A 26588-nucleotide genomic window follows, 5' to 3' on the forward strand; every position below is an offset into this window, starting at 1 on the left:
GCGTCGGCCCGCAGCCGCGCCGCCACCGCACGCGGGGCTGCGCCGTTCGCAGCAATCCGCTCCCCACCTCGGATCACATCCGGTCACATCGGCTCACACGGCTCGCACGGCTCACATCCGGGAGATGTGCAGGTACCGCTTGATGTCCGGCAGGCTCTGCCAGACCAGTGCGCCGATGGCCGCCAGCAGGGCGACGCAGAACAGTTTCCTCAGCATGGTGTTGTCTCCTTCTCCGGCTGCGCGGCCTCGTCCACGACCCGCAGGACCACTCGGACCGCCTCCTCCACGGCGGCGGCGACGGGCTCGCTCAGCCCGATGCCCTCCTCCAGCGACGCCGGCTCGCAGCCGACCACCAGCACCCGTTCCGGCGGCTCGCCGCCGGTGCTGGGGGGGAAGGGGGCCAGCAGCGCCAGTACGGCGTCCGGCCCCATCCGGTGCCCGTCCAGGACCGGCGCCTCCAGCGGCTCTCCGGTGTCCGCCTCGATCAGGTAGACGGTGCCGGGCGCCCCGCCCCGGCAGGTGGCGTCCACCAGAACGGCGGTGCGGTGGCCGTCGAGCAGCCGGTAGGCGAGGTCCACGCCGCGCACGCCGACGTCGGCCAGCTCGACGCCGGCCGGCAGCGGGTGGGCGGACAGCCGCCGGACGGTCTCGACCCCGAAGCCGTCGTCGCCGAGGAAGATGTTGCCCACCCCGGCGACCAGCACCGTCGAGCCCGCCGTCACGATCCCTCCAGCGGTGTGACCTCGTCGGGCTGGAAGTAGCGGAACCGCCCCTGGGCCCGCCACAGGTCGGCGCCCGGGTCGTCCTCCACGGTGACGGCCAGGTGCACCGAGCCGTCAAGGTCGTGCAGCACGGCCTCCACGACGCCGGTCCGCCCGTCCAGGAAGAGGTCCTGGGCGTCGGTGCGCCGCCGGCCGGGCCGCAGCAGGACCCGGCTGCCGGCGCCGACCTCGTGGCCGTCGACCAGCACCCGGTCCCGCTCGGGGTCGACCGCCGGGTCGTCGCCCGGATCCCACCAGGGCTGTTCGCCGCCGTCGACGGCGCCGCCGCCGGTGACCTCGCGCAGCCCGCGGATGGCCCCGTGCAGCCGCTCCAGCACCTCGGGGGGCATGGACTCGGCCAGGTCGATCACCGCGCCGGCCCGCTCGTCGGTGCCGCGGGCCTCCCGCTTCTCCTCCTCGGTCAGGGCGGCCGTCCGCAGCGCCAGGATCTCGTCGATCTCGGTGGCGTCGTACAGCGTGCCGAGGCTCTCCGGGGCGATCCGCGGGTGGTCCTCCAGGATGATCGGCGAGGACAGCACCACCGAGCGGTCGCCGTCCGGCCCGGCCAGCACCGGCCAGGTGCGCTCGTTGCGGCACCGCTCGACGGCCGGGCGGGCCCACTCGGGCGGGTCGGTGACGGACAGGAAGCGTCCGTGCTCCAGCCCGAGCAGCAGGTGCGCGGAGACCAGCGAGTGCGGCAGGGCCTGGTCGCGGGTGGCCCCCCGCGGCGGCCTCCAGGGGGAGGTGTTCTCCACCTCCACGGTCAGCCGCTGCGCCCGGTACGGGCCGGGCAGTTCCTCGGCCCGCAGCCAGACCAGGCCGTCGACCTGTTCGCGCCGTCGCACCACCCGGCCGACGACGGCGCCGTCCTCGTGCACCAGACCGGTCTCGCCGACGCCCGGCAGCCGGAACGGCCGCTGCACCCCTTCGCCGTCCACCTCCTCGACCGGGACCAGGAGTTCGACCCTTTCCTCGGCGCCCTCGTCCCACTCGACGAGGTCCCGGTCGGCCAGCTCCAGGCGCTCCACCGACTCGAAGCCGGCGGCGGTGGCCCGTTCGACGGTGCGCCGCTGGACCCGCAGGAAGCGCAGCTCGACCGCCAGCAGGTCCCCGCCGCGCGCCTCCATCAGGCACTCGGTGCGCTGGTGGGAGTGCTCGCCGCCGACCGCGGTGTACTCGGGCGGCACCAGGACGCCGAACTGCCAGCGCAGCCGGTTCTTGGCCGCCGAGGCGCGGTACGGGTAGAGCACGTAGCCTTCCAGCAGCACCGCGTCGGCGACCTGCCGGGCGGCCGCGAAGCCGCGCTCGATCCGCTCCGGGAAGCCGCTCACCGGACCGTCCCCCCGATCGCGGCCGCCGTGAGCAGCTCGCGCACCGTCGCCTCCCAGGAGGGCAGGGCCCGCCGGGAGCGGTAGGCCAGCAGCTCGTCCATGACGTCCTCCGGCAGCCGCAGCCAGCCGCTGCCGGGGAAGTGCCGGTCGATCGCCTCCTGCCAGACCCGCACCGGCATCCGCACCCGGGCCTCCCGGTCCCAGGGCACCGGGCTGACCTGGAAGCCGCCGGGGCCGGAGAAGGCGGTGCCGGAGAAGAGCAGCAGCAGCGGCACCTCGCCGCCGTCCAGCGCCCGGAAGTAGCGGGCCGAGGCGACCTCCTGGTCGTAGGTGCAGGGCACCGAGAGGTCGATCTCCGTGCCGCCGGTGAAGCCGGGCACCAGGAGCGGCACGGTGGCGAACTGGACCGGGTTGAGCGTGGTGGCCCAGCGCTGCCGCTCGCCGAACAGGTCGGTCAGCCGCTCGCCCTCGGTGTCGCCGTACGGCCGGCGGCCCGGTTCGATCCGCAGCTGGCACTGGAGGGCGAGGGCGTGCACCCGGGTGTCGGCCGGGGCCGTGATGCGCAGCCGGAACACCAGGGTCGGCCCGGCCGCGTACGGGTCGGACCGCACGCCGGTGCAGGCGAAGGCGAGGGCCGTCACGCCGTCACCTCCGCGGGCAGCGGGCGGGCCCGGTCGGCCAGCCGCGCGAAGAACGCGTCGAGTTCGGCCCGTGCCTCGGCGCCGCCGTCGAAGCCGTGCCAGCACCGCCGCAGCCGGCCGACCAGCTCGTAGCAGACGTCGATCGGCACCAGGAGGCACGTCACGCGTTCCTCGGTGCGGCGCAGCAGCAGCGCCTCCACGTCCGGTTCCAGGGCGTCGGCCAGCCGGCTGCCGCCGAGGGCGCGCTGCCAGGTCGCCTCGTCCAGCTCGCTCTCGGTGGCGCCGGCCGGGCCGGGGTAGAAGGCGAGCAGCTGGTCCATCACCGTGTTGCGGAACAGGAAGGCGGTGCCGACCGGGATGCCCAGCACCGACCAGGCCTGCTGGTCCAACTCGTGGGCCGGGTCGGCGAGGTAGCGGTCCGGCACGGTGCGGTAGCGGCCGCCGGCCGCGCCCGGCTGCTGGAACAGCAGGCCGCAGGCGGTGCAGGCGCACGCCAGGGCGCGCTCCTCGACGTCCACCAGGTGGCGGTGGCCGGCGGGCAGGTCCCGGCCGCAGAACGCGCACTGCTCGGGGCGCGGCGGGGCCGGTTCGCGCAGCCGGTGCAGCAGGGCGGTCCCGTCGCGGGAGATCCGGCGGGTGTTCATCGGGCCTCCGCGGGCTGCGGCGGGCGGGTGCCGATCTGGAGCAGTTGCGGGGCGCGCTCCAGTTCCACGGCGGTCACCTCGGGCGCGTGGCAGGCGAGCACGGCCTCCACCTCCTGTTCGCCGCAGCCGCAGCCGGTGGCCGTGCGGCGCAGCCGCAGGACGCCGGTGGCCGGGTCGAAGCCGGCCACCTCGACCCGCTCGGACAGGGCGGCCAGCGCCCGGTCGATCCGGGCGGGGAGGTCCTCGGGGTGCAGGTCGTGCAGGAGCAGCACCCCGGCGACGGCCGGGTCGTCCAGCATCCGGTCCAGCGCGGGCGGGGGCAGCGCCGGGACCATCCTGGCCAGGCCCTGGCCGTAGAACTCCATGAGCTCCCGGACCAGTTGCTCGCCCGCCTGCTCGGCGCCGCTGCCGGCCAGGGCGTCCAGGGCCTCGTGGATCCGCTGCCCGGTCCGCTCGGCCGTCATGCGGTGAGCCCGCTCAGGCCGGTGGGCACGTGCATGGTCTGCACGGTGCGCCCGCCGCCGACGTACATGTGCACGCCGCAGGGCAGACAGGGGTCGAAGCTGCGCACCGCGCGCATGATGTCGATGCCCTTGAAGGTGTCCGGGGGGTTCTCCTCGAAGATCGGGGTGTTCTGCACCGCGTCCTCGTACGGGCCGGGCGTGCCGTAGCTGTCCCGGACGCTGGCGTTCCACGGGGTGGGCGGGTACGGGTGGTAGTTGGCGATCTTGCCGTCGCGGATCACCATGTGGTGCGAGAGCACGCCGCGCACGGCCTCGGTGAAGCCGCAGCCGATCGACTCGTCCGGCACCTCGAAGCGCTCCCAGGTCTGGCTGCGCCCGGCGCGGACCTCGTCGAGCGCCTTCTCGGCGAAGTGGAGGGCGGCGGCGGCCGCGTACGCCTGGAAGTAGGTGCGGGCGCGGTTGCGCTCGATGGCGTTGCTCCACTGCGGGATCTTCCACTCGAAGGTGACCTCGGGCTTGGTCATCGAGCGGGGCAGGTTGATCTGCACGCTGTGGCCGGTGGCCTTGATGTAGCCGATGTCGACCAGCCCGGACAGGGCGGTGGACCACAGCCGGGCGATCGGGCCGCCGCCGGTGTCGAGGGCGAGGTGGTCCTTGCCGTCGAACCAGCGCGGGGACATCACCCAGCTGTACTTGTCGTCGAAGTTCCGCTTCTGCGGGGCGGGGATGGTGTGCTGGTTCCACGGGTGGCGGGGGTCGACGGGGTTGCCCAGCGGGTCGTGGGTGACGAACAGGTCCTTGCCCTGCCAGTCCTCGTAGTAGGAGCTGCCGAGCAGGATGCGGATGCCCAGGTTGATCTGCGTCAGGTCGTTGGTGACGAGCTTGCCGTCCACCACGACGCCGGGGGTGACGAACATCCGCCGGCCCCAGTCCGTCATGTTGCGGTAGGTGAAGTCGCAGTGGTCCGGGTCGTTGAGGCTGCCCCAGCAGCCGAGCAGGACCCGGCGCCGGCCGACCTCCTCGTAGCCGGGCAGGGCCTGGTAGAAGAAGTCGAAGAGGTCGTCGTGCAGCGGCACGACCTTCTTCATGAACTCGACGTAGCGCATCAGCCGGGTCAGGTAGTCGGTGAACAGCTGCACCGTGGCGACGGTGCCGACGCCGCCCGGGTAGAGCGTGGAGGGGTGCACGTGGCGGCCCTCCATCAGGCAGAACATCTCCCGGGTGTAGCGGCTGACCTGGAGCGCCTCGCGGTAGAACTCGCCCTCGATGGGGTTGAGCGAACGCATGATGTCGGCGATCGTCCGGTAGCCGTGGTCGCCGGCGTGCGGGGCCTCGGTGCGCTCGGCCTGCTCCAGGACGCCGGGGTTGGTCTCGCGGACCATCTTCTCGCAGTAATCGACCCCGACCAGGTTCTCCTGGAAGATGTTGTGGTCGAACATGTACTCGGCGGCCTCACCGAGGTTGATGATCCACTCGCCCAGGTGCGGGGGCTTCACCCCGTACGCCATGTTCTGCGTGTAGACGGAGCAGGTGGCGTGGTTGTCGCCGCAGATCCCGCAGATCCGGCTGGTGATGAAGTGGGCGTCGCGCGGGTCCTTGCCGCGCATGAAGACGCTGTAGCCGCGGAAGACCGAGGAGGTGCTGTAGCACTCGGCGACCCGCTTCTGCTTGAAGTCGATCTTCGTGTGGATGCCCAGGCTGCCCACGATGCGGGTGATCGGGTCCCAGGACATCTCGGTCAGGCCGCTGCCGTCGCCGGCCGCCCTGGTGGTCGGTGTTGCCATCGTTGCTGTCGTGTCCTTGTCTCTGGGAGCGGGCCCCGGCGAGCGGGCGGGGGGGTCGTCGAACGGGTGGGGGCCGTCGGCGGCCGCACACCGGACGGTGTGCGGCCCTGCGGCGGTCACCAGGGCGGGCGGTAGCCCGTGGTCAGGTGGCGGCCGGAGTGACGCCACTTCGGTTCCTTGTCCAGGGTGTTGAGCGTGATCGCGCGCAGCCGCCGGATCAGCGCGCCGTACGCGCTGCTGGCGTTGGTGGAGACCCGTGAGCCGGGCGGCGGGTCCATGAAGGGCATGAACTTGTCCGGGAAGCCCGGCATGGTGCAGGCGATGCAGATGCCGCCCACGTTCGGGCAGCCGCCGATGCCGTTGGTCCAGCCGCGCTTGGCGACGTTGCACTTCACGACCGGGCCCCAGCAGCCGAGCCGCACCAGGCACTCGGGCGTGCCGTAGTCGGTGGCGAACTGCCCCTGCTCGTAGTAGCCGCCGCGGTCGCAGCCCTCGTGCACGGTGGCTCCGAACAGCCAGGCGGGCCGCAGCTTGTCGTCCAGCGGGATCATCGGCGCGGAGCCGGCCAGCTGGTACAGCAGGTAGGTGAGCGTCTCGGCGAAGTTGTCGGGCTGGATCGGGCAGCCCGGCACGCAGACGATGGGCAGTCCGGCCTTGGACTTCCAGTCCCAGCCGAGGTAGTCCGGCACGCCCATGGCGCCGGTCGGGTTGCCGGCCATCGCGTGGATGCCGCCGTACGTGGCGCAGGTGCCGATCGCCACCACGGCGGTCGCCTTCGGGGCGAGTCGGTCCAGCCACTCGCTGGTGGTGATGGGCTGACCGGTGGCGGGGTCGTCGCCGAAGCCGCACCAGTAGCCCTCCTTCTTGATCTTCTCGTTGGGGATGGACCCCTCGACGACCAGCACGAACGGCTCGATCTCGCCGCGGTCGGCCTTGAAGAACCACTCGACGAAGTTGTCCGCGCCCTGGACCGGGCCGCACTCGAAGTCGATCAGCGGCCAGTGCACCGCGACCTTGGGCAGGCCGGGCAGTGCGCCGGTGACGATCTCCTCGATGCTGGGCTGCATCGCGGCGGTCAGCGAGACGGAGTCGCCGTCGCAGCTGAGGCCCGCGTTGATCCAGAGAATGTGCACCACGTCGGTGTCGGTGGTTGCAGCTGTTGCAGTCGTTGCAGCTGTTGCAGCTGTTGCAGCACCCATGAGGATGCCTCCTCGGGGATGGGAGCCTGAGGGAATGGCTCGAAGCCAGTCATAGCAACGGTCCGGGCCGGGCGCCGGTCCGCGCGGCGCGCGCCGGGGCCCGGGGAGGCAAGCCGGGCGGGGCCGTTCGGGTCACGGTCGCGCCGCGGGCCCCGTCGGCACCGGGCGCTTGTGGACGAACGCGGAACGCAGCGCGTGATACGGCGATTCGGGTGTGAAGAACTGCCGGTGCATGACCGCGAGCTCCTCCTCCCGGTAGGCGTCGAGCGGTTTCGTCCGCTCGTCGGCCTCGCGCGCGGCCTTCTTCGCCGCGATCCGCTGGTGGGCGGTGGGCGAGGCGGCGAGCAGCCCGGCCAGGTGGGCCGTGGACGGCCCGAACTCCTCCGGCCCGCAGGCGAGCACCCGGTCGACCAGGCCGATCCGCTCGGCGGTGGCCGCGGAGACGGGCAGCGCCTGGCGGGTCAGCCGCTCGGCCGCCGCCGCGCCGAGGCGGCGCGGGAGGCTGTACGTCCAGTACTCCGACCCGTACAGCCCCATCAGCCGGTAGTGCGGGTTGAGGACGGAGCCGGCGCGGCACCACACCTCGTCCGCCGCCAGCGCCAGCATCACCCCGCCGGCCGCCGCGTTGCCGCCGACGGCGGCGACCACCAGCCGGTCGGTGGTGGTGAGCACCGCGTCGACCAGTTCGTCCATCGCGGTGATGTTGTCCCAGGACTCGACGGCCGGGTCCGCCGCGGCCTCGATCACGTTGAGGTGGATGCCGTTGGAGAAGAAGTCCCGGCCGCCGCCGAGCACCAGCACCGAGGTCGGGCGGGCGACGGCGAAGCGGTAGGCCGCCAGCAGGCGGCGGCAGTGGCCGGTGGACATCGCGCCGCCCGGGAAGGAGAAGCGCAGGAAGCCCACCGGGCCGTCCTCCCGGTAGCGGACGTCCGACCAGACGGGGCCGTCCTGCTCGCCCGGCATCAGGGGCGCCGCCAGCTCCGGCAGGGCGGGGAGCAGGCCGCCGAGCGCCGTCACGGCGGGGAGCTTGACGCCCGCGGGGCCGCCGGGGGTGCGGCGGCGCAGTTCGGGGATCCACACGGCACCGTCCGTGGTGGCCCGGCACAGGGCCCCGGCCCGGGTGGCGAGCAGGTCGCCCGGGCAGCCGCGCAGCACCGGTTCGCGGTGCCCGCCGTGCAGGTACCAGGTGCCGCCGCACAGTTCGTCGAGCACTCCGGGCCGGGAGTCCGCGGCGCGGAGCCTGCGCAGCACCGCCTCGGTGCTGTCGGCCGCCCAGTCGATCCGGCGCTCCTCCTGGCGCAGGACGGGCCGGGTGCGCACGGCGCCGCTCCAGCCGGGGCCGGACTGCGGCTGCGGCGCGTACGTGCCCGAGGCGACGCGCTCCACGGCGAGCAGCGCGGCCGCCACCGCCGCGTCGGCGACCTCGTTGCGGTAGAGGTCGCTCTTGCCGTACTCCGGCAGCCGGCAGGGCGCCGAGGCCCAGACCGGCCCGGCGTCCATCTCCGCCTCGGCCTGGAGCACGGTGACGGCCCATTCGGTGCGGCCGTCCTGGATCGCCCGGTCGAGGGATGAGGGGCCGCGGTCGCCCGGCGGGCCGGGGTGGACGATCAGGCAGGTGAGCTGCGACCAGAGCTCCCGCGGGATCGCGGTGCGCAGCATCGGGGCGAGCACCAGGTCGGGCTTGAGTCGGCGCACCGCGTCGAGCAACTCCTCGTCTACACCGGCCAGTTGGAGGTCCACGATGTGGCGCCGGTCGCGCAGTTCGGCGTGCAGCCGCTGGCTGAGGCTGTTGAACGCGCTGGCGAGGAGAAGAATCCGCATGTCCGCCTCCGACGGGGGGTGCTCCGGGAACCCGGTGATCATCGCTTCCGCCCTCGCGGCCCCCCGCCGCGTCCGGCATGTCGCGCCGCGCGTTCACCCGAGCGGCCGGAGCCGGGCGACGGCGCCGAGCGGGTAGCATGTAAGCTATGAATCCAGTGAGTGACCCTTACGAGCTTCGTCCCGGCGTGCCCGCCGTCGAGGTCTTCCGCCGCCTGCGCACCGACGCCGGCCTCTCCGACAAGGCCCCCGAGGCGGTCGCGCTCGCCCTCCCCAACACCTGGTACGGCGTGGTCCTCCACCACGAGGGCGAGCCCGTCGGGATGGGGCGGATCATCGGCGACGGCGGCACCGCGTTCCAGATCACCGACATCTGCGTCCACCCCGCACACCAGGGCCACGGCCTCGGCAAGCGCATCATGGCGGCCCTCACCGAGGAACTGGAGCGCCGGGCCCCCGCCACCGCGTACGTCTCGCTGATCGCGGACGGGCCCGCGCGCTTCCTCTACGAGAAGTTCGGCTTCGCGGACACCGCCACCCACGACTCGATCGGCATGTACCGGCTGATGAGCGGCCGCTGACGGCCCCTCGGCCGGTTCGACGGCCCGAGCCCGGCGGCCGACGGGGTGTGTCCCCGGTCGGCCGCCGGGCGGGGGGTCACAGCGGCAGGACCTGCCAGTCGCCGAAGGCGGCGGCCGTCGTGCCCGTGCGGAAGCGGACGCGGCCGTCCGTACCGATGGCGAACACGTGGAGCACCCCGCCGCCGTCGACGATCGCGGTCGGGAAGTCGAGGACGGTGCCGCCGAGGTCCTGCCAGCTGTCGTAGCCGGAGTTCGGGGCGGTCTGCGCGGTGGTGCTCACCCCGCCGCCGCCGTTGCGCTCGAACAGCACGACCCGTCCGCCGAGGGTGGCCGCGGCCGGCTCGCCCACTCCCCCGTGCCCGCCGAGGGAGGCCGGTGTCCGGCTCCACGAACCGCCACCGGGCCGGGTCTGGTAGCTGACCAGCATCGCGCCGGTGCCCGCCTCCCGGTAGGCGAGTTCGATGCGGCCGTCCTGGTCGAGCGCGGCCTTGGGCGGGCTCGCCGGCCGGGCGTCCGGGATCGGGGCCGGGCCGTTGAGGATTCCGTTCGGGGCGCTCTGCCACCAGCCGAGGATGCCGGTGCGGGTGGCGGCGAACACCTCGATCGCCCCGGCGCCGTTGCGGATCGCGGTGACCGGGTCCTGGAGGTCGGTGCCGCCCAGGTCCGCCCAGTCGCGCGTCCACACGCCGCCCGGGGTGGTCTGCCAGATGCTGCTGAGGCCGCCGCCGCCGTTCTTGACGAAGATCTCCAGCCGCCCGTCCTGGGAGTTGGCGACCACGGGCACGCCGACCTGGGCCTCGTTGCCGAGCCCGGTGTTGGGGTTGCCGTGGTCGGCCCAGGAGTTCCACCACCAGCCGTTGGGCGTGCCCTGCGGCAGCGAGACGATGTGGTGGTCGGTGAGGCGGCGGGCGAAGACCTCCAGCCGACCGTCGGCGTTGGTACCGACCGCGATGCCCGGCGCCAGCCGCCCGCCCGGGTCGGCCATCCGCACCGGACCGCCCCAGCTGCCGTCCGCCTGGCGCCAGTACGTGACGAGGGCGCCGGCCCGGACGACGAAGACCTGCGGCCGGCCGTCCTGGTTCAGCCCGGCCCAGGAGGTGCCCCGCGACCAGCGGTAGTACATCCGGGAGAACCAGTCGGCGGAGTAGTTCGGCGAGTGGTCGTGGCTCGCGTACTCGGAGACGAACACGCCCTTGGCGCCGGTCGTCGCCGGGTCGAGGTTCACCGGGGAGTCGCTGATGTTGTAGTCCCGGTAGTTCACCTGGATCAGCGAGCCGCCGTACAGCCGGGCCGCCTCGCCGGCGAACTTCGCGGCGGTGACGTGGTCCGCGTGGTCGCCCGAGTAGCGGCTGTCCGGCAGTTCGTCCTGGGCCCGGAGCACCGTCGGCCGGTACGTCACCATCACCTGCCGCAGCACCTCGACGACGTCCGCGGCCGTGTAGGTCGACGGCCCGGACAGCTTGCTGCCGACCGGGACGACCGTGGTGTCGGTGCCACCGGCCAGGACGCCGGCGAGCCCGCCGTCGTGCAGGTTGAGGAAGATCAGGTGCACCGGCCGGCCCTTGAGGACGTACCGTTCGACCTGCTTGCCCGCGACCGTCCACGCCTCGGCCGTCCAGTGCCCGACCTCGTCGGTCCCCGGGTCGGTGTCGCCGACCCCGGTCATCCGGGAGTAGGCGTTGACGGCGCCCATCTGCCGGTTCCAGGTGCGCAGCGGATCGCCGTCGGCGTCCCAGCAGGCCGTGGCGCACGGGTCGCCGGTGATGTTCCCCGCGGTGACGAACACCGTGACGGACGGCGTGCCGTTGGCGAGCGCGTTGGACAGGTCCGGGTTCATGAACAGGATGTCGTCGTCCTCGTGCGCGACGACCTGCAGGAACAGCGGCCCGTCGCCGGCGGCCGCCGGTGTGCCCGCGGCCGCGCCCGTGCCCTCGGCCGCGACCGCGCGGGTCGCGCTCCCCCTGGCCAGGACGGGTGCGGCGAGGGCGGTGAGCGCGACGGAGGCGAGTAGTTGCCGTCGTCCGATTGCCATGCGATTCCCCCCACTTCGAGACCGGCATGTGATCACGCCACGAGGAGGCTAACCCATGATCGGACGGACGGCGCCATCAGCCGCATTCCGCGCATTTGCCCCGGGGGAAAGGTGATTGACGGACCGTCAGTCCGACTCGGGGGACGGGTTGCCGAGCAGGTCGGCGACCAGGCGGCGGGCGTAGTCGGGGCCGAGGCCGGCGGGGCGGAACAGGATCCGGTACATCAGGGGGGCGACGAGGCGGTCCATGGCGGCCTCGACCCCGGGGGCCTCCTCGCCGCGCGCACGGGCGCGGGCGAGGACCAGGGCGAGCTGCTCGGCGGCGTAGGCCGAGCACTGGCCGGCGTTGCCGCCGTCCGGGTCGCCGAGGAGGGCGTCGCGGACGTAGGCGCGGCCGGAGGCGGAGGCCATCTCGTCGAGGAACTGCTCGGCCCAGGCGGTGAGGTCGGCGCGCAGGCCGCCGCGGTCCGCGGGCTCGGTGTCGGGGCGCAGCCGCTCCACCGCGACGTCGGACAGCAGCTCGGCCAGGTCGCCCCAGCGGCGGTACACCGTGGACGGGGTGACACCGGCCCGCTGGGCGACCATCGGCACGGTGAGCGCCTCGCGGCCCACCTCCGCGAGCAGCTCGCGCACCGCGGTGTGCACCGCCTCCTGGACCCGGGCGCTGCGCCCGCCCGGGCGGACCATCTGCCGAGGACTCATACCGCCATCCTAAAGCGACGCCTTTGCGTCAAGGCGGGCCCGGGCGGGCCGGGACCCCGGGCGCGGGCCCGGCACGCCCGCGGCCGGCTCAGACCACCGGCGCGAGCTCCCGCGCAGGCTGCGTCCGCTCGAAGGCGTGGCCGACCCGCAGCAGCGTCCGTTCGCCGAGCGGCCGCCCGAGCAGCTGCAGGCCGATCGGCAGGCCCGCCGCGTCGTGGCCGGCCGGGACGGACAGCGCGGGCACCCCGGTGACGTTGGCCGGGGCGGAGAGCCGGACGTAGGCGTCCGAGACGCTCTCGGTGGTGCCGTCCGGCCAGCCGACCGCCTTCTGGCCGACCCGCACCGCCGTCGTCGGCACGGTCGGGGCGGCGATCACGTCGACCTCCGCCAGGACCCGCGCCCACGCGTCCCGGATCAGCGTCCGGGCGCGCTGGGCGCGCAGGTAGTCGCCCGCGCCGATCAGTTCGCCGGCCTCCAGCAGGACCCGGACGTCGGCCTGGTACAGCTCGGGGACGGTGCGCAGCGTGCGCGCGTGGTAGGCGGCGGCCTCGGGCGCGGTCAGGCCCCACAGGGTGGGCACCAGGTAGCGGGCCATCGGGATCTCCACCTCGACGGGCCGGGCGCCGAGCACCTCCAGCTGTTCGACGGCACGGTGGACGGCGGCGGCGACCTCCTCGTCGACGTGGTCGACGTAGTAGGCGTTCGGCACGCCGACCCGCACGCCGGTCAGGTCCGGCTCCCGCTCGGGCCGGTAGTCGACGGCGGGGGCGGCCAGCGAGGCGGGGTCGCGCGGGTCGTGCCCGGCGAGGGCGGCCAGGACCAGGGCCGCGTCCTCGACGGTGCGGGTGATCGGGCCCACGTGGTCGAGCGACCAGGACAGCGAGGTGACACCGTGGCGGGGCACCAGCCCGTAGGTGGGTTTGAGGCCGACCACCCCGTTCAGCGCGGCGGGCACCCGGATCGAGCCGCCGGTGTCGGTGCCGATGGCGAAGGTCGCCGCCCCGGCGGCCACCGCGGCGGCGGACCCGCCGCTGGATCCTCCGGCGACCCGGTCGCGGTCCCAGGCGTTGCAGGTCTGCGGGGTGGTCAGGCCGTAGGCGAACTCGTGGGTGTGGGTCTTGCCGGCCAGGACCGCGCCGGCGGCCCGCAGCCGGGCGGCGACCGCGCTGTCGGCGGTCGCGCGGTGGCCGTCCCGGACCCGGGAGCCGGCACCGGTGGGCGTGCCGGCGACGTCGATCAGGTCCTTGAGTCCGACCGGGATGCCGTGCAGCGGCCCCCGGTACCGGCCCTGGGCGATCTCCCGCTCGGCCCGGCGCGCCGCGTCGCGGGCCTGTTCGGCGGCGACGGTGGCGTAGGCGCCGAGGTGCGGCTCCACCCGGTCGATGCGGCCGAGGACGGAGTCGACCAGTTCCACGGGGGACAGCCGCCGCTCCCGGATCCGTGTCGCGGCGGCGGCGAGGCTCAGTTCATACGGCTGCATCGGGCCGCTCCCCCGCGTCGTGGTGCTCCGCTTCGGCGCGGTAGGCGGCGCCGGGCGGGGTGTCCCCGAAGTCCAGTTCCCGCAGGACGGCGACGACGGACTGGATGTGTTCGGCGGTGGCCGCCACCGCGGCGTGGCGCTCGGGCGGCAGGTCGAGTCCGGCCCGGGCGGCCCGGTGGGCGGCCTCGGACGGGGTGAGTTCGGCGGAGGACATGGGCGCGCTCCTGATCGTGGGCGGCGGGGCGGGTTCGCGCAGGCGAGGCACCCCGCAGCAAAAGCTAAGGGTTTGCGTTAACGCGACTGTAGGCTCTAGGGTGCCACTAACGCAAACGAATGGCTTTTACAGCGGAGGAGCCGGCCCCGTGCCCACTACCCCTACCCCCTCCTGGACGGTCGGCGACGTCACCGTCCACCGCATCGACGAAATCCCGCTGCCACCCGCGACCGGACGGTGGCTGCTGCCCGACGCCACCCCCGCGACGGTGGCCGGCCAGGACTGGCTGCACCCCGACTTCGCCGACGCCGACGGCGCGCTGCGCCTGGACAGCCACAGCTTCGCCTTCGACCTGGACGGGCTGCGGGTGCTCGTCGACACCGGCATCGGCAACGGCAAGCAGCGCGCCAACCCGGCCTGGCACGACCTGCGCACCGACTACCCGCGGCGCCTCGCCGCCGCCGGATTCCCGCCGGACTCCGTCGACCTGGTGGTCCTCACCCACCTGCACGCCGACCACGTCGGCTGGAACACCCGGAAGGTGGACGGCGCCTGGGTGCCCACCTTCCCCCGCGCGCGCTACCTCACCACCCGCGCCGAACGGGAGTTCTGGGCCGGGTACGCCATGGACGAGGCGCGCGCCCTGATGTTCAGCGACTCCGTGCTGCCAGTCGAGCGGGCCGGCCGGCTGGACCTCGTCGACGTCCCGGCCGGGGGCCTGGCGATCGCCCCGGGCCTGCGCCTGCTCCCCACCCCCGGCCACACCCCGGGGCACGTCGCCGTCGAACTGACCAGCCGGGGCCGCACGGCGGTGATCACCGGGGACTGCCTCCACCACCCGGTCCAGCTCGCCCACCCCGCCATCGGCGCCTGCGTCGACATCGACCCGCAGCGCTCCGAGGCCACCCGCCGCGCACTGCTCGGCTCCCTCGCCGGCACCGACACCCTGCTGCTCGGCACCCACTTCGCCCCGCCCACCGCCGGCCACGTCGTCGCCCACGGGGACGCCTACCGGCTGCGGCCCGTCCCCCCGGCCTGAGCCGACGGAACGCGACGGCCGGGGTGCGGCGGGACGATGCGACGGCAGGAGGAGCTGAGGACACTGGGAACGGTCGACGATCCTTTCGGACAAGGGTGGTCGCACCTCGCCCTTCCCGGATGGCCGCCCAGATCGTCTCCGGACTGGGCTTCAATCGACCGGGCCGCGCCACCGGGCGAGGACGGCGGCGGCGACGAGCGGGTCACGGAGGTGTCCATCAGCCTGCACGGCCGGGGGAACCCGTCTGTCCTCACCGCCGAACTGGCCCGGATCCCCGGCGTCCTGGCCTGCGCGATCAGCCACGCCGAGGACTGAGGCCGGCTCCGTCCGCCGCCTCCACCGGGGGCGTCCTGACGGCGAGCAGGGCGGTGTCGTCCGTCAGCCGGCCGCCGGTGTGCCGGACCACCGCGGCGGCCACCTCGTCGACCAGGCGCCCGGGATCGACCACTCCCGGGGCGTCGGCCAGCCGGTCCAGGTGGGCGCGCAGCGAGAAGAAGGCGCCCGTGCGGTCACGGGCCTCGGTCACCCCGTCCGAGACGATCAGGACCGTCTCGCCCGGGCCCAGCCGCAGCCGCCGCACCCGCGGCAGCCCGCCGGCCAGCTGGGCCAGCCCGATCGGCGCCCCGTCGCCCGGCGGCAGCTGCCGCACGCCCGCGGGGCCGAGGACGTGGGGGCTGTCGTGGCCGAAGTTCACCACCTCCACCTCCCCCGGCGCGTCGGAGGGGAACCAGAGGACCACCGCCGTGGCGAACCGCTCCTCCCGCTCCCCCAGCCGCTCCGCCAGCGCGTTCTGCCGGTACAGCCGCTCCTCCATCCAGCCCGCCACGGTGGCCAGGTCGCGCTCGTGGAAGGCGGCCTCCCTGAAGCAGCCCACCAGGGCCGCCGCCGCGGAGACGGCCGGCAGGCCCTTGCCCTGGACGTCACCGAGGATGACCCGCGCCCCGAACGGGGTGGCCAGCACGTCGTAGAAGTCGCCGCCCACCCGGGCCTCGACGTCCGCGGCCAGGTAGCGCGCCGCCGAGTCCACGCCGCCCCACCCCGGGGGCACCGGGCGCAGCACCACCTGCCGGGTGGTCTCCGCCGCGCCCTGCAGATGGCGGACGTAGGCGGCGGCCCGGGCGCGGAAGACGCTGATCGGCACCGAGAAGACGGCCCCCGCGATCACCAGCAGGAAGTCCTCGATCCCCTGGGACTTGCCCCAGATGCTGTCCAGGGCGGGGTAGGCGGCGATCGCGAGGAGGGCGAACAGCCCGGTGACCACCGGCCCGCAGAGCCCGGCGGCCACCACGGGGACCATCACCAGCCAGCTCACGGACGCGAAGGTCGCGGGCGTGGCCGCGTCCACGCCCACCACGAACGCGAAGACCGCCAGGGGCACCAGCCAGGAGCGGTGGCCGTACCGGATCAGGATCGGCATCCGCTGCCCCGGCTCCTCCACCGAACGTGCCCGCAAGCCGCCCTCCCCTTCTCGGGACCTCCCCCCGACCTTCGGGCACTCCACCCGGCGCGCGGGCGCCGGGCGGGAGGTTGCGCCCAAGGTAAGGGGCCCGGTCCCGGCGCGGGCGGTGCCCCGGCCCCGCGGCCGCGGCGGTCGCACGTTCGGCCCAGTCCCGGCACCGCTCCCGGCCCTCCGGTCGGGCCCGGCACCGGCTCACGGCGGGCGGCTCACCGCGGGCGGGTCGCACCGGGCGGGTCGCCCGGGCGGCTCACCGGTCGCGGCTGCCGGGTGCGGCTTCGGCGTGCGGCTTTCCGGGTGAAGGGGCAGGGTGGTGCCGTACGGACCTGCCCGGACCAGTCGGCGCACCCGCGTGCCCTGGCCACCGGCCGAAGGAGGCGCCATGCGCACCCGGAAGATCCCCCGTCGGAGCCTGGCGCTGGCCGCGGCCCTCGCCGCCGTGCCGACCGCCCTGCTCACCGCCCCGTCCCAGGCGGCGACCGGCACCCCGACCGCGGCCGGCACCCCGCCGACCGGCTTCGTCGAGCTGCCCTCCTCCTCGCTGTCGCCCGGCCACGCGCAGCGGGTGATCACCGTCTCCTACCGCAACGACTCCTCGGCCGACCGCACGGTGGCCCCGCAGGTCCTCATCGAGTCCCCCGCCAACGGGCCCTTCCTCGATCCGGCGAGCATCCGGCTCGAAGTGCTCTCCTCCGACGGCCACTGGCGCACCCTGCCGCTCGCCAGCCAGACCGGCACCCTGTACACCCGGCTCGCCTCGGCCAAGCTCGTCCTGCACGGCCACCACACCCTGACCGAGCGCTACCGGGTCACCGTCGTCGGGACGGCCCCGGCCCAGGGGACGGTCGAGCCCCGGGTGGCGCTCTACGGCTGACGCACGGGCAACGGGCCGCCGGGCACTGGGCACCGGCGGCCCGTTGCCGCGGGCCCGCCATCAGGCCGAGGGCCGCGCGCGAGGTCGGGTGGCAGACGGTGACCCGGCGGCGGCCGACCGCCCGGGCCAGGCCCTCGCGGTAGGTGTCGGCCCGCGTGTCCGGGTCGGGCCCGTCCTCACCGGGGGTGCGGAAGTGCGGCCCGAGCCGGTCGCCGAAGAGCCGGTGCGGGCGGGGCCCGCTCGCACCGCTCGTCCGGGGAGCACCGCCGGCCGGGTTCCGGGCGGAGCGCGGCGGCCAGGCCGAGACAGCCGAGGACGAGCAGGGCCGCGACGGACGCCGGGCCCAGCCTCAGCTGTGGCGCATCCGTTCCGTGTCGCACCGTCCGTGCTGACCGCTGCCGCTGCCGCGTCCGGGTGCGGACCGTACGATCGCCGGACGATCGGGCGGGGGAGGACGCGGCGCGCCTTCCGCGCGGTCGCGGACGTCCTGCCCGACGCGGACCGGCGACTGCGCGCGCTCGCGGAGGCCGTCGTCCACGACAAGGGCTTCTTCGCCCTGCACGCCGACCCGCGCTCCCTGCTGATGTACGACTACCTGTTCTGGCTCTTCACCAGCGCCGACCGGGTCGACTCCTTCGAACGGTACGTCAGAACCCCGCCGCAGCACGAGCGTTCCTATGCGCTCCCGGACTACGAGCTGATGATCGCCTTCGACCTCGGGTCCGAACCGTACGGCTTCCGCACCGGCGGCTACGCCCCCGGATTCCTCGAAGACTGGTGGAGCTCCCGCACCGCCTCGGGCCACCTCGTCGAGACCACCGTCGGCCACCGGCTGACCCCCGCCGCCGTCACCACCCTGCTCGCCGAACTCGCCACCTTGGCCTGATGACCGGGAATCCTCCGGGACGACCTTGCGGCCTTCGCGTGATCCTGGACTCCGCCGAGCGGGCGAGGACGTGACGCGAAGGCCGCACCGCGGGATCGCGCCCTTCTCGTTCCCGGCGGCGTCGTACTCGGCCACGATCCACAGTGCGGACTCGGGAGCCGAACCTGCGGCGCTCCGGCCTCGGGGCCGGGCCGGACCCGGGCGGCTCGATCACTGGTCATGGGGGTGGAACTGCCCCTCGTGTCCTTGCGGGCCGGCCCGGCCGGCAGGACGGTCCCGCCCGGGGCCGGCCGCGGGCGCCGGTGGATCCGGGGCCGGGCCCGGTCGCCCGACGATCACCGACTCCGCCGCTGCCACGAACGACACCCGGGTGACGGGTCCAAACATGCGGAACAGCGGTGCCCCGATTCTGGCTCGTTTCCCGCACCCGGCGCCCCGTGGCCCCAGGTAGTGCTTGTGGCGGGAGGGATGCGCACCTAGATTCACGACGTGTCGATCCAGTAGCTGAGAGTGGCGGCGGCGTCCCGCCGTGAACTCGGTGCCCGGCGGTCCGATCGTGGTGGACAGCGCCCTCTTCCCCGGTCGGGTGGAGATCCCGCCGCCGGCGATGACCGACGGCGTCACCCCGGCCTGGACGAAGCCCCGATCCGTTCCCCGTCCTCTCGACTCCCTCGTGGAAAGGCTCACGCATGACCGCCCTCACCGGACAGCACGAGAACGGCCGGCACGTGAACAGCCCGTCGGACCACGACTCGGACCCGCACGAGACCGACCTGCGCCGGATCCGCGCCCTGATCCTGGCGGCGGACGGGCCCGAGGAGCAGCTTGCGGCGGTGATCAGGTCGGCGGGCGCCGAGCAGACGGCCGCCGACCTGGTGGACGAACTGGTCAGCCGGGCCGACCTGAGCGAGCAACTCGCCGCCGCGGCGGTGGTGGTGCAGTTCGAGCTCGCCTTCGACGGCCAGGTGCTCCGGCACCACCTGCTGGCCGGCCCCAAGGCCGAGCACCGCACCGGGCCGGCCGACGAGCCCAGCGCCACCGTCGAGCTGGACCTGCTCGACCTGGCCCGCGCCGTCTTCGGCGCCCGGCACACCGCAGGCCACCGCACGCCCGGGATCACCTGGCACGGCATCGAGGACCCGGCTCGGCTGATGCCCGCACTGGCGGCCTTCCCGGTCGTCCAGCAGCTGCTCCGCGGCTTGGCGGAACAGCCGCTCGACCTGGCCGAGTTGTCGCTGCGCCACGGTTCGGACAAGTGGGGGCTGCACTACTACACCGATCACTACGCCCGGCACTTCGCCCCGCTGCGGGACCGGCCGCTCACCATCCTGGAGCTGGGGATCGGCGGCTACGCCGACCCGGCGGCGGGCGGCGGCTCGCTGCGGATGTGGAAGCGCTTCTTCCGGCGGGGCCTCGTCTACGGGGTCGACGTCTACGACAAGACGGCACTGCGCGAGCAGCGGATCCACACCGTCCGGGGCGACCAGGCGGACCCGGCCTTCCTCACCGCACTGGCCGAGCGGATCGGGCCGATCGACATCGTCATCGACGACGGCAGCCACTACTGCCCGGACGTCATCGCCGCCTTCGGCGCGCTCTTCCCGCACGTGGTCCCGGGCGGGCTCTATGTGATCGAGGACCTGCAGACCTCCTACTGGCCGGGCTACGGCGGCAGTTCGGAGCGGCTCGGCGACCCGACCACCAGCATGGGCTTCCTCAAGCAGCTGCTCGACGGCCTCAACCACGAGGAGCTCGAGCCGCCGACCGCGCACCGCCCGAGCGGGACCGACCGGACGCTGGCCGGCGCGCACTTCTACCACAACCTGGCGATCCTGGACAAGGGCCGCAACGAGGAGGGCACCGTCCCCGCCTGGATCCCGCGCCGGCAGCTGAGCGCCGAGGAGATCGCGGGCGGCCAGTGGGCCGCCGAGCCGCAGCCCGAGGCCGGCCCGGACCAGGACCCCAGCTGAGCCGCGCGGCCTGCCGCGCCCCTTCTCCCGTCCCGAATCGCGCTTCTTGCTCCCCCTTTCCCTCGTTCCTCCTCCCGATACCGACGGAGCAGCAGTGAGCCACATCCTGATGGTCAACATCCCGGCCCACGGCCATGTCTTCCCCACTCTGGCGGTCGTCGGTGAACTGGTACGCCGCGGGCACCGGGTCACCTACGCGGCCGTCGACGACTTCGCCCAGGCCCTGGCCGAGGTCGGCGCCGAACACCTGCGCTACGACTCCACCCAGCCGCTGGACAGCGTGGGCGGTCCCGAGAACGGGCGCACCCCGCTGATCTTCCTGGACGAGAACATCGCCATCCTGCGCGCGGTCCAGGAGTGGTTCGGCGACGCCAGGCCCGACGCGGTGGTCTACGACGCCGTGGCCTTCCAGGCCGGCCGGATACTGGCCCACACCTGGGGGGTCCCGGCCGTCCAGTCGACGCCGTTCTTCGCCTCCAACGACACCTACTCCTTCGTGCAGCAGATGATGGAGGCGGACGGCGCGGTCCCGCTCACCGAGGAGGTGGTCGTCGAATTAGGCGTCCGGATGGCCGAGTTGCTGGCCTCGCACGGCATCGACGAGCCGGCGCACGAGTTCCTGATGCGCACCGAGGACCTCAACCTCGTCCACGTGCCGCGGTTCTTCCAGCCGCACGGCGAGAGCTTCGACGAGCGCTTCGCCTTCGTCGGGCCGTGCCTCACGGACCGCTCCTTCCTGGGAGAGTGGCAGCCCCCGGCGAGCGGCCTGCCGGTGGCGCTGGTCTCGATGGGGACCGTGCACAACAAGCATCCGGAGTTCTTCCGGCTGTGCGTGGACGCCTTCGCCGAGCTGCCCTGGCACGCCGTCATCTCGGTCGGCGGGGGGATGGACCCGGCCGACCTCGGTCCGCTGCCGGACAACATCGAGGTCCACCGCTGGGTCTCGCACCTGGCGGTGCTCCGGCACGCCCGGCTGGTGATCACCCACGGCGGCATGGGCGGCGTGCTGGAGTCCCTGGACGCCGGCTGCCCGATCCTCGGAGTGCCGTCCTGGCCGGACGTCGCGGCCAACACCGCGCGGGTGGCCGAGCTGGGCCTCGGCCGGGTACTGCTGCCGGCGGAGGCCGACGTGAGCCTGCTGCGGGCCGCGATCACCGAGGTGGCCGCCGACGCGGCCGTGCAGGAGCGGGGCATCGAGGCGCAGCGGCTCACCCGGGAAGCGGGCGGTGCCACCCGCGCCGCCGACGAGATCGAGGCCTACCTGAAGCGCACGACCTGATCCCACCACAGGGCCCGGCGTCCCCGACGAGAAGCGGAACGGTCAACGGCCGCCAGGGGTCGCGGTGTCGCCACTATGGTGGGCCGATGTCATCGATCAAGCAGTTCCAGGTCACCTTCGACTGCGCGGAACCCGAGCGCCTCGCCCGTTTCTGGTGCGAGGTGCTCGGGTACGTCGTGCCGCCGCCACCGGAGGGCTTCGCCACCTGGGAGGACTACTGGAGCGCGCAGCCGGCCGAGCGGCGGGACGCGTGGTTCGCCTGCGTCGATCCGTCGGGCGTGGGGCCGCGGTTGTACTTCCAGCGCGTTCCCGAGGGCAAGGCCGCCAAGAACCGGCTGCATCTCGACGTGCGGGTCGGTACCGGCCTGGTGGGTGAGGAGCGGCTGGCCGCGCTCGAGGCCGAATGCGCACGGCTGGTCCCGCTCGGCGCGGTACACGTGCGGACGCTGTACGACGGCAACGACGCGTGCATCCCGATGCGGGACATCGAGGGCAACGAGTTCTGCATCGACTGAGGAGAGGCCAAGGCGTGCCGCAGCCGCTCCATCGGGGCCTCCGGGTGCCGGGCGCTTGGCTCCAGGCCGTGCGGCTCGGTCCCGACGCCGCCGCCGAACAGGTACCCCGAACTCATGACCACTCCTGTGAATCAGTGTGACAGGAGGGGACGGTGGTGCGGCCCAGGCGTAGTGCCGCAGACGTGGGCCCGACAGCACAATGCCGCAGAATCCGGCATTCGACCGGACGCTCGGGAACCCGTCCTGCGGCACGATATCCGTACGGTATCCGGATCCGGGAAAATATCTGTCAGCATACCGGCGGAGTGCATTCCCCGCCTTCGGAACGGAATTTTTCGACCCGCCCTCCGGCGGGGAACTCACGGGGGAGATCAGGGAACAGTGCGCCCCGCCCGCTTCTAGGACTCAAGGAATTCCGGGAGAACGCGAGGTGGCCATGTCCCGACGCTCAACACACCGAGGGAGTGCGCCCGGGAGACCAGAGCGGGCCGGTTAGCGGCCTGGAAATGGCGCATCATCAGCCCGATGCGGTACTCGATGCCCTGCGGGCTCAGATAGAGCGATGCCGCCAGCCGGGCGGTCGAGATGCCGACCGCGACGCCTTCCAGGATGCGGACGTCCACGGCGGTCAGCCGCCGGACGCCCGCGCCGCGGGCAGGGCCCCCGTCCGCCGGACGGGCGGCGGACTCGGACCGCGGCGGCCGCCGCGCGGGCTTGATCTCCTCAGAGGTCGCTGACGGTGTCACTTCTCGGTCCCCCCCTTCCCTGTCGTCCGTGCTCTCAGGTGCGCAGCGTGCCGGCGAGGTGGTCGCGGAGCATGCCGGTCACCTCGTTCGCCCGGCTGCTGAGGTAGAAGTGCCCGCCGGGGAAGACCCTGAGGTCGAAGGCACCCATCGTGCGGTCGCGCCAGTGCCCGGCCTCGGGGACCGGCGTCCAGGAGTCCTGGTCCCCCACCAGGGCGGTGACCGGGCAGGTGACCGCGGCGTCACGGTCGGCCCGGTAGGCCCCCACGGCCTGGTAGTCGCCGCGCAGCGCGGGCAGCACCATCCCCAGCAGTTCCTCGTCCTCCAGGAGCCGAGCGTCGGTGCCGCCCATGGCTTTGGCCTCGGCCACGATGCCCTCGTCGTCGAGTGGGTGGGAGTGCTCGGGCCGGTCCGCGGACGGCCCCTTGCGACCGGAGACGAAGAGGTGGTCGATCCGGCCGCCCGCGCGCTCGATCCGCCGGGCCACCTCGAAAGCGACGAGCGCGCCCATGCTGTGCCCGAAGAGAGTCAGGGGGAGGTCGTCCCGGCGGCGCAGCGCTTCGGACACTTCGTCGGCCATGCGGTGCAGGTCCTGGCCCCCGGCTTCCTTCCGGCGGTCCTGCCTGCCGGGGTACTGCACGGCCAGGAGGTCGACCGGGCCGCACAGTGCGGCGGACAACGGGAGGTAGAAACTCGCCGAGCCGCCGGCGTGCGGAAAGCAGACCAGTCGGCGCGTGGCCATGGGCGAGGGATGGAAGCGACGGCACCACAGGTCGCTGTCCAAAGCGAGGGAGGTCATAGCGGCCTTTCATTCCCTTCGAAATCCGCGCAGTGCCGACGGACGGGCGGGGTGTGGTGATCGCGTGGGACATCATCCGCACCGGCAGACCGTCTGGTGCGCGCTTATACGGGGAGCCCCGATCGACGGCGACCGGCGAGCGAGTCACGGACACCGCATATGACAGCCTGCCATACTCCTCGGAATGTCAGCAAGTACGCATCGGATCGCGTCCGTACGCTCATGTCCGGGTTCAATTCCGGCCATCTCTTCGTGAATGGTGAGAACTCTGCGGTGCGGGGCAATCCTGTGGGATTTACCTGGCTCCGACTCGGCAGCAACGGTCCGGCCGGACCGCGCACCGCGGATCCGGCCGAGGAGGCGAGGGCACCTCATGGCAAGGCTGCACGCCGTCAGTGACGTCCGCCGCATCGACGCGGAGCCGGAGGGGCCGCCGCCGGAGGGGGTGTTCCAGGCCGCGCCGGCGGTGCCGGGTCACCCCCGGTCGACGGCGGTGCGGCAGCGATCGGTTCCACCGGCCGGTGGGCCGTGGTGGGCGGGCCCGGTCCTGACCGCCGTGACGGTGCCGCGCAACGTAAACCCGACATGAGCGCAAGACCTGCACTCTAGGAATACATCTAGATACGACAGGACCGCGTTGACCCGTACACAGCCACCCAAGACGCTGGAGGCAGTCTTGCCCACCGGTCGTGTGATGAAGAGGACTCCCTTGAACTTCCTGTTACTGGGTCCGCTTTCCGTCCGGCTGAACGCGCGTGAGGTGCACGTGTCGGCTCCGAGGCAGCGCGTGGTCATGGCAGCGCTCCTCCTCAACGCCAACCGGGTGATCTCGGTCGACCGGATCGCCGAGTACGTCTGGGACGGCGCCCCGCCGCCGAGTGCCGCCGCGACCGTCCGCACCTATGTGATGCGCCTGCGGCAGTCGCTGGGCGAGCACGCCTCCGCCCGGATCCTCACCCGGGCGCCCGGCTACCTCCTCGAACTCGGCGAGCACGAGAGCGATCTCGGGCAGTTCACGGCCCACCGCCGGCGCGCGGCGGAGCTGGCCGAGCGCGGAGACCTGGAAGGCTCCTCCGCCGAGCTGGCCGAGGCGCTCGCCCTGTGGCGCGAGGAGCCGCTGGCGGACATCCCGTCGCAGACGCTGCGCGATGTGGAGGGCCGCTACCTCCAGGAGCTTCGCCTGCAGACCCTGGAGCTGCGGTTCGACGCGGAGCTGGCGCTGCTGCGGCACGCCGAGGTCGTGCCGGAGCTGGTGCGGCTGGCGCGGAAGCACCCCTTACGGGAGGCCCTGGTGGGCAAGCTGATGCTGGCGCTGGGCCGCTCGGGACGGCAGTCGGAGGCCCTGGACCTCTACCAGCGCACCCGGGCGCTGCTCGTCGAGCAGCTCGGCGCCGAGCCGAGCACCGATCTGCGCGAGGTCCACCGGCACATCCTCTCGGCCCACGACCGGCCCCGCGCGCCCGACCCACTGGAGCAGCCCGAAAAGGCCCCGGAGGCGGCCGTCGCGCCGGCGCCGGCCACTGCCCGGGAATGGTCCTGCTGGCCGAGCCCGGCGCAGCTGCCCTCGGTGCCGCTGCCACTGTCGGCCCGCTCCGGTGCGCTGGCGCGGCTGCAGCACTTCCTCACGACCGGCACGATGCCCGCGGGCATGGTGGCGACGGCGGTGGTGACCGGCCGGGGCGGTGTCGGCAAGAGCGCGCTGGCCCTGCAAGCGGCGCACGCCGTGCGCGGCTCCTCGGTGCACGGCCAGCTCTACGCGGATCTCGGCGGAGCCGCGCGGCCGCTGACCGCCCGGGCGGTGCTGCCGCGGTTCCTGGCGGACCTCGGTGTGCCCCGGGACGAGATACCCGAGGAGGAGTCGGAACGGGAGAGCCTCTACCGCTCGCTCACCGCGGGCCGCCGTCTGCTGGTGGTACTCGACAACGTCTCCAGCACGGCGCAGGTGCGGCCACTGATACCGGGCAGCGGGGGCAGCAGGCTGCTGGTGACCAGCCGACGGCGGCTGGCCGATCTGGAGGGGGCGTGCCCCATTCCGCTCGGCCCGCTGGACGAGGCCGGGTCGCTGGAGCTGCTGGGCAGCATCGTCGGCCCGGCCAGGGTGGGTGCCGAACCGCGGTCGGCCCGTTCGGTGCTGACGGTCTGCGCGGGCCTGCCGCTGGCGATCCGGATCGCGGGGACCCGGCTGCTGGAGCGCCCGCACTGGACCATCGGGCACTTCGCCCGGCGGCTCACGGACGCCCCGCGACTGCTGGACGAACTGTGCGCGGGCGACCTCGGTGTCCGGCCCTGCCTCGACGCCGACCACGCCGGGCTCCGGCGGACGGCTCCGGCCGGGGTCGACCCGGCCGAGGTGTTCACCGCGCTGGGGACTGCCGGAGCGTCTTCGGTCTCCAGCAGTAGGGTCGCGGTGATGGTCGGCTGCTCCGAGGCGCAGGCCGAGGAGGCCCTGGACGCCCTGGTCGAGGCGAATCTGCTGGGTGAGCCGGCGGGGGGCCGCTACCGGCTGGACGCGCTGCTGCGGGCGTACGCCCGCGAGCGGGCGCAGGCGGTCGCCGTACGGCAGCACGGTCACCCGTACATGCGCGCCGGGTGACCGTCCCGGCGGCCCGGCGACGGGCACCCGGCGGCCCGGTCCCCCCTTCCCCCGATGCTTTTCGACCCGATCTCCTTCAACCTGATCTCCTTCGAGAGGACCCCCGCGCCATGGCCCACCAGACAGAAGCCACCCACGACCTGCTCGCCTACGTCCGGGAGGTCTCCCTCCGTGACGACGATCTGCTCAGGGAGCTGCGGGAGGCCACCGCGGACCTGCCGGGCGGGACCGCCATGCAGGTGATGGCGGAGGAGGGCCAACTGCTCTCCCTGCTGGTCGGGTTGACGGGGGCGCGGGCGGTGCTGGAGATCGGCACCTTCACCGGCTACAGCACCCTGTGCATGGCCCGCGCGCTCCCGGCCGACGGGGTGCTGGTGTCCTGCGACATCGACGACCGGTGGCCGGCCATCGGCGCCGACTTCTGGAAGCGGGACGGGGTCGACTCGCGGATCGACCTGCGGATCGGCGATGCCACCGCGACCCTGGACGCGCTGCTGGCGGAGCGCGGGCCGGAAAGCTTCGACCTGGTGTTCATCGACGCGGACAAGAGCAACTACGTCCGCTACTACGAGACTTCGCTGGCGCTGCTGCGCGCCGGCGGTCTGATCGTGGTCGACAACACCCTCTTCTTCGGCCGGGTCGCCGATCCGGCCGCCGTGGACCCGGACACCGCCGGGGTCCGGGCTTTGAACCGGCTGCTGCACGAGGACCCCCGGGTGGAGCTGTCGCTGCTGGTGATGGCCGACGGGATCACTCTCGTCCGCAAGCGCTGAGGGCGGCGGA

Annotated in this window: 25 protein-coding genes and 1 pseudogene; 9 read left to right on the plus strand and 17 right to left on the minus strand. The window is 73.6% G+C overall.

Annotated elements, in window-relative coordinates; genetic code table 11:
* Positions 1 to 111 precede the first annotated feature (111 nt).
* The 9 genes from ACFVGO_RS02875 to ACFVGO_RS02915 form a co-directional block, all read right to left on the minus strand.
* Positions 112 to 216 (minus strand): DUF6893 family small protein, encoded by a 105-nt coding sequence (locus tag ACFVGO_RS02875; RefSeq protein WP_380630694.1) that lies wholly within the window; start codon positions 214 to 216, stop codon positions 112 to 114.
* Complete coding sequence (locus tag ACFVGO_RS02880; RefSeq protein ID WP_380630695.1) at positions 210 to 722, minus strand: hydrogenase maturation protease; 513 nt, start codon at positions 720 to 722, stop codon at positions 210 to 212. The genes ACFVGO_RS02875 and ACFVGO_RS02880 overlap by 7 nt, the downstream gene beginning before the upstream one ends.
* On the minus strand, positions 719 to 2092 hold the full coding sequence (locus ACFVGO_RS02885; RefSeq protein WP_359908244.1) for a hypothetical protein: 1374 nt from the start codon (positions 2090 to 2092) through the stop codon (positions 719 to 721). The genes ACFVGO_RS02880 and ACFVGO_RS02885 overlap by 4 nt, the downstream gene beginning before the upstream one ends.
* A complete protein-coding gene (locus tag ACFVGO_RS02890) occupies positions 2089 to 2733 on the minus strand; it encodes a DUF6084 family protein (RefSeq protein ID WP_380630696.1) in 645 nt (214 codons plus the stop codon). Before ACFVGO_RS02890 ends, ACFVGO_RS02885 begins: the two co-directional genes overlap by 4 nt.
* Positions 2730 to 3377, minus strand: coding sequence for a DUF5947 family protein (locus tag ACFVGO_RS02895; protein ID WP_359908250.1), 648 nt, complete (start codon positions 3375 to 3377; stop codon positions 2730 to 2732). Before ACFVGO_RS02895 ends, ACFVGO_RS02890 begins: the two co-directional genes overlap by 4 nt.
* A complete protein-coding gene (locus ACFVGO_RS02900) occupies positions 3374 to 3841 on the minus strand; it encodes a thioredoxin (RefSeq protein WP_380542589.1) in 468 nt (155 codons plus the stop codon). The genes ACFVGO_RS02895 and ACFVGO_RS02900 overlap by 4 nt, the downstream gene beginning before the upstream one ends.
* Complete coding sequence (locus tag ACFVGO_RS02905; protein WP_359908256.1) at positions 3838 to 5625, minus strand: nickel-dependent hydrogenase large subunit; 1788 nt, start codon at positions 5623 to 5625, stop codon at positions 3838 to 3840. Before ACFVGO_RS02905 ends, ACFVGO_RS02900 begins: the two co-directional genes overlap by 4 nt.
* A gap of 116 nt (positions 5626 to 5741) precedes the next feature.
* A complete protein-coding gene (locus tag ACFVGO_RS02910) occupies positions 5742 to 6824 on the minus strand; it encodes a hydrogenase expression protein HypE (protein WP_380630697.1) in 1083 nt (360 codons plus the stop codon).
* Positions 6825 to 6956: 132 nt separating this feature from the next.
* Positions 6957 to 8645 (minus strand): enoyl-CoA hydratase-related protein, encoded by a 1689-nt coding sequence (locus ACFVGO_RS02915; RefSeq protein ID WP_380630699.1) that lies wholly within the window; start codon positions 8643 to 8645, stop codon positions 6957 to 6959.
* Between the two features lie 146 nt (positions 8646 to 8791).
* Between ACFVGO_RS02915 and ACFVGO_RS02920 the strand changes: the two genes are divergently transcribed.
* Positions 8792 to 9223, plus strand: a complete 432-nt coding sequence (locus tag ACFVGO_RS02920; RefSeq protein ID WP_380630700.1) for a GNAT family N-acetyltransferase — start codon at positions 8792 to 8794, stop codon at positions 9221 to 9223.
* 76 nt (positions 9224 to 9299) lie between these two features.
* On the opposite strand, the gene ACFVGO_RS02925 is transcribed toward ACFVGO_RS02920, so the two are convergent.
* The 4 genes from ACFVGO_RS02925 to ACFVGO_RS02940 all read right to left on the minus strand — a co-directional run bounded on the left by ACFVGO_RS02925 (position 9300) and on the right by ACFVGO_RS02940 (position 13651).
* A complete protein-coding gene (locus ACFVGO_RS02925) occupies positions 9300 to 11255 on the minus strand; it encodes a PIG-L family deacetylase (protein WP_380630701.1) in 1956 nt (651 codons plus the stop codon).
* A 126-nt stretch (positions 11256 to 11381) separates the two neighbouring features.
* A complete protein-coding gene (locus ACFVGO_RS02930) occupies positions 11382 to 11957 on the minus strand; it encodes a TetR/AcrR family transcriptional regulator (protein ID WP_359908266.1) in 576 nt (191 codons plus the stop codon).
* 88 nt (positions 11958 to 12045) lie between these two features.
* The gene (locus ACFVGO_RS02935; protein ID WP_380630702.1) at positions 12046 to 13437 is read right to left on the minus strand and encodes an amidase; all 1392 of its coding nucleotides are present in this window, start codon (positions 13435 to 13437) and stop codon (positions 12046 to 12048) included.
* Entirely contained in the window at positions 13424 to 13651 is a 228-nt protein-coding gene (locus ACFVGO_RS02940) for a hypothetical protein (RefSeq protein ID WP_359897817.1), read from the minus strand. Before ACFVGO_RS02940 ends, ACFVGO_RS02935 begins: the two co-directional genes overlap by 14 nt.
* Positions 13652 to 13799: 148 nt before the next feature.
* Here ACFVGO_RS02940 and ACFVGO_RS02945 point away from each other — a divergent pair, with 148 nt between their 5' ends.
* Positions 13800 to 14690 carry an MBL fold metallo-hydrolase gene (locus tag ACFVGO_RS02945; RefSeq protein ID WP_380630703.1) on the plus strand — a complete coding sequence of 297 codons (891 nt, stop codon included), beginning with the start codon at positions 13800 to 13802 and terminating at the stop codon, positions 14688 to 14690.
* Positions 14691 to 14985: 295 nt separating this feature from the next.
* Here ACFVGO_RS02945 and ACFVGO_RS02950 read toward each other — a convergent pair whose 3' ends face one another.
* Positions 14986 to 16107 carry a PP2C family protein-serine/threonine phosphatase gene (locus ACFVGO_RS02950; RefSeq protein ID WP_359897819.1) on the minus strand — a complete coding sequence of 374 codons (1122 nt, stop codon included), beginning with the start codon at positions 16105 to 16107 and terminating at the stop codon, positions 14986 to 14988.
* 421 nt (positions 16108 to 16528) lie between these two features.
* Here ACFVGO_RS02950 and ACFVGO_RS02955 point away from each other — a divergent pair, with 421 nt between their 5' ends.
* Positions 16529 to 17020 (plus strand): signal peptide protein, encoded by a 492-nt coding sequence (locus ACFVGO_RS02955; protein ID WP_359897820.1) that lies wholly within the window; start codon positions 16529 to 16531, stop codon positions 17018 to 17020.
* Positions 17021 to 17078: 58 nt separating this feature from the next.
* On the opposite strand, the pseudogene ACFVGO_RS02960 reads toward ACFVGO_RS02955, so the two are convergent.
* Positions 17079 to 17258, minus strand: a pseudogene (locus ACFVGO_RS02960) (cryptochrome/photolyase family protein); the annotation flags it as partial.
* 147 nt (positions 17259 to 17405) lie between these two features.
* Between ACFVGO_RS02960 and ACFVGO_RS02965 the strand changes: the two are divergent.
* From ACFVGO_RS02965 to ACFVGO_RS02980, 4 genes are all read left to right on the plus strand, one after another.
* On the plus strand, positions 17406 to 17906 hold the full coding sequence (locus ACFVGO_RS02965) for a hypothetical protein (RefSeq protein WP_380630704.1): 501 nt from the start codon (positions 17406 to 17408) through the stop codon (positions 17904 to 17906).
* 689 nt (positions 17907 to 18595) lie between these two features.
* Positions 18596 to 19876: a hypothetical protein gene (locus ACFVGO_RS02970; RefSeq protein ID WP_380355447.1), complete on the plus strand. Its 1281-nt coding sequence runs from the start codon at positions 18596 to 18598 to the stop codon at positions 19874 to 19876.
* Between the two features lie 94 nt (positions 19877 to 19970).
* Positions 19971 to 21155, plus strand: coding sequence for a macrolide family glycosyltransferase (locus tag ACFVGO_RS02975; RefSeq protein WP_380630705.1), 1185 nt, complete (start codon positions 19971 to 19973; stop codon positions 21153 to 21155).
* Between the two features lie 86 nt (positions 21156 to 21241).
* Entirely contained in the window at positions 21242 to 21670 is a 429-nt protein-coding gene (locus tag ACFVGO_RS02980; RefSeq protein ID WP_359897824.1) for a VOC family protein, read from the plus strand.
* A 398-nt stretch (positions 21671 to 22068) separates the two neighbouring features.
* Here ACFVGO_RS02980 and ACFVGO_RS02985 read toward each other — a convergent pair whose 3' ends face one another.
* On the minus strand, positions 22069 to 22293 hold the full coding sequence (locus ACFVGO_RS02985) for a hypothetical protein (RefSeq protein ID WP_380542633.1): 225 nt from the start codon (positions 22291 to 22293) through the stop codon (positions 22069 to 22071).
* Positions 22294 to 22450: 157 nt separating this feature from the next.
* The gene (locus ACFVGO_RS02990) at positions 22451 to 23212 is read right to left on the minus strand and encodes a thioesterase II family protein (RefSeq protein ID WP_380630706.1); all 762 of its coding nucleotides are present in this window, start codon (positions 23210 to 23212) and stop codon (positions 22451 to 22453) included.
* 694 nt (positions 23213 to 23906) lie between these two features.
* Between ACFVGO_RS02990 and ACFVGO_RS02995 the strand changes: the two genes are divergently transcribed.
* Positions 23907 to 25805 (plus strand): BTAD domain-containing putative transcriptional regulator, encoded by a 1899-nt coding sequence (locus ACFVGO_RS02995; RefSeq protein WP_359897827.1) that lies wholly within the window; start codon positions 23907 to 23909, stop codon positions 25803 to 25805.
* A gap of 110 nt (positions 25806 to 25915) precedes the next feature.
* Complete coding sequence (locus ACFVGO_RS03000; RefSeq protein WP_359897828.1) at positions 25916 to 26578, plus strand: class I SAM-dependent methyltransferase; 663 nt, start codon at positions 25916 to 25918, stop codon at positions 26576 to 26578.
* The last annotated feature ends 10 nt before the right edge of the window (positions 26579 to 26588 follow it).

It is taken from the genome of Kitasatospora sp. NPDC057738, assembly GCF_042798815.1.
GTDB lineage: Bacteria > Actinomycetota > Actinomycetes > Streptomycetales > Streptomycetaceae > Kitasatospora > Kitasatospora lactacystinica.